This is a genomic window from Pseudoalteromonas sp. 78C3, assembly GCF_002836695.1.
GTDB lineage: Bacteria > Pseudomonadota > Gammaproteobacteria > Enterobacterales > Alteromonadaceae > Pseudoalteromonas > Pseudoalteromonas arctica.
In genome coordinates this window covers 1-2,041 of sequence record NZ_PJAV01000030.1, presented here as the reverse complement: position 1 = coordinate 2,041, position 2,041 = coordinate 1, and the positions used below count along the sequence as shown (strand labels likewise).

The 2,041-nt window shown below is 35.3% G+C and carries 4 protein-coding genes and 1 pseudogene; all 5 read left to right on the top strand.

The features are described 5' to 3' along the window. Positions 1–210, top strand: a 210-nt coding sequence (locus tag CXF76_RS00640; protein WP_198551836.1) for a CopD family protein, incomplete at its 5' end; no start/stop codon positions are given. Positions 211–233: 23 nt separating this feature from the next. Then, complete coding sequence (locus CXF76_RS00635) at positions 234–722, top strand: YybH family protein (protein WP_002963057.1); 489 nt, start codon at positions 234–236, stop codon at positions 720–722. Positions 723–732: 10 nt separating this feature from the next. Continuing rightward, complete coding sequence (locus tag CXF76_RS00630; RefSeq protein WP_002963058.1) at positions 733–1,251, top strand: DUF411 domain-containing protein; 519 nt, start codon at positions 733–735, stop codon at positions 1,249–1,251. Between the two features lie 133 nt (positions 1,252–1,384). Next, a complete protein-coding gene (locus CXF76_RS00625; protein WP_101162802.1) occupies positions 1,385–1,897 on the top strand; it encodes a DUF305 domain-containing protein in 513 nt (170 codons plus the stop codon). Between the two features lie 28 nt (positions 1,898–1,925). Continuing rightward, positions 1,926–2,041, top strand: a pseudogene (locus CXF76_RS00620) (glutaredoxin family protein); the annotation flags it as partial.

Genomic DNA, 2,041 nt, shown 5'->3' with positions numbered 1-2,041 from the left:
AATTATGGGCAACTAATTTTATTAAAGCTGTTACTCGTCAGCGCGATGCTGTTACTAGGTGCATGGCATAAGCTTTTTTTAGTCCCGCAAATCACTCAACAACACCATATAAGTATATTAAAACGCTCGATCACTGTTGAAATATTAATTGCCCTATTTGTACTTATTACAACAAGTGTATTTACCACACTTGTTGGTCCGCCTATTTAACGATTAATAAAAAAGGAAAATGTATGTTAATTAAATCCTCTAATTTAAAAATTTTATTGCTACTAATTTTTAGCGCTGTTAGTTCTTTTGCTGTGAACGCACACACCCATGAAGAGCACACAAAAAAAGGCTGGGTCTTTGTTAATGTTGATAGCGAAGCTGCAAAGGCAGTTAGCTTATTTCATGCATCCCTAAAACAAGGCGATGCCAAAGGTGCCCGTAAATTACTGGCCGACGATGTCGTCATTTTTGAAGGCGGAATTGTTGAGCGTTCTGCAGATGTATACGCGAACCATCATATGATAGCGGATATGAAATTCTTAAGTGCAGTTGATAGTGAACTGCTAGAGCATCAAGTTCACACAAATGGAGACATAGCTTACTCAATTTCAAGAAGTAAAACTCAAGGAAAGTATAAAGGGAAAGATATTAAGTCTACGGGAATGGAATCAATCACATTAAAAAACACCGATAAAGGTTGGAAAATCACTCATATTCACTGGTCTAATTAAGGAGTTAACAATGCGAGTAATCTACATTACCTCAGCGTTTTTTTTATCATTAACTATGTCATTTTCGGCAATGAGTATCGAAAAACAGCATAAAACATCAATAATCTATGAAAATTCAGAAAAACCTGAAATTGAGCTTACCGTTTATAAAAGTAAAAATTGTGGATGTTGTAATAAGTGGATTGCTCATTTGAGTGAAAACAATATTCAAACAAAAGCAATTAACGTTAATGACATGGGGTCGATTAAATCTCAGTATCAAATAAAACCTAATATGCGCTCATGCCATACAGCCGTGTCAGCCGATGGATTTGTATTTGAAGGTCATGTTCCCGTTAAACATATAAAACAGTTTTTATCTGGGCAACACGCTCCGCACATTACAGGCTTAAGTGTACCAGCCATGCCTATTGGCACTCCCGGAATGGAAATGGAGGGTATATTTCACAAATATAATATTGAACTACTCACTGACAACTCAAATGAAGAAACCTACAGATACATAAGTAAATCCAGCGAGCAATTTTAGCCTAACGGCATAATTTTTGATTTAATTGTTAAATACCCATTTTACACAACAGGAAACACTGATTTGTGAGCTTGATAGTGTAAAAATTACTCACATGTAAAAACAAAATACAAAACTTTTAAGGAGCAATACAATGTCACACTATTCAAAATTTTTTTTAATGATAGCAACATCCACAATAACCATGTTTGTATTGATGTATTTGAACACCTACCAACTTAGTCATGTTTATTTTAGTGAAACTCGTACTTATATGGCGCTTTATATGGGAGCCATGATGGCAGTGATAATGCTACTTTTCATGCTCAATATGTATAAAGATAAAAAGAAAAATATAACAGTACTCATTGCTAGTGTTGCCGTATTTGCAGGAAGTTTATTTTTAGTTCGCTCACAAGTGACTGTTGATGATAGCTCATGGATGTCGGCGATGATCCCACATCATTCAATTGCCATACTCACCAGTGACAGGGCAAAAATCAAAGATAAACGCGTTCAAAAGCTTGCTACAAATATAATTGAAGCCCAAGAGCGAGAAATAAAAGAAATGCAATGGCTCCTAAAAGATATAGAGCAAAACGGCATTGCACAAACCAATGCTCAAGCACAATTAAGAGCTGTTCCAGATTTCAATTCAAATAAATAAATAAACCGCATAACATAAGGAGTAAAGCATGAGTAAATCAGCCCAACTTTTTAGAATGGCAACAGATGAGCATATTTGTCCGTTTGGTTTAAAATCAAAAGACCTACTAGAGCGAGAGGGATATACAGTTGATGATCAGCTTTT

Bases quoted from the DNA above. Each gene is read 5' to 3' on its own strand.
- CXF76_RS00635 (WP_002963057.1), top strand. From the start codon at position 234: ATGTTAATTAAATCCTCTAATTTAAAAATTTTATTGCTACTAATTTTT.
- CXF76_RS00630 (WP_002963058.1), top strand. From the start codon at position 733: ATGCGAGTAATCTACATTACCTCAGCGTTTTTTTTATCATTAACTATG.
- CXF76_RS00625 (WP_101162802.1), top strand. From the start codon at position 1,385: ATGTCACACTATTCAAAATTTTTTTTAATGATAGCAACATCCACAATA.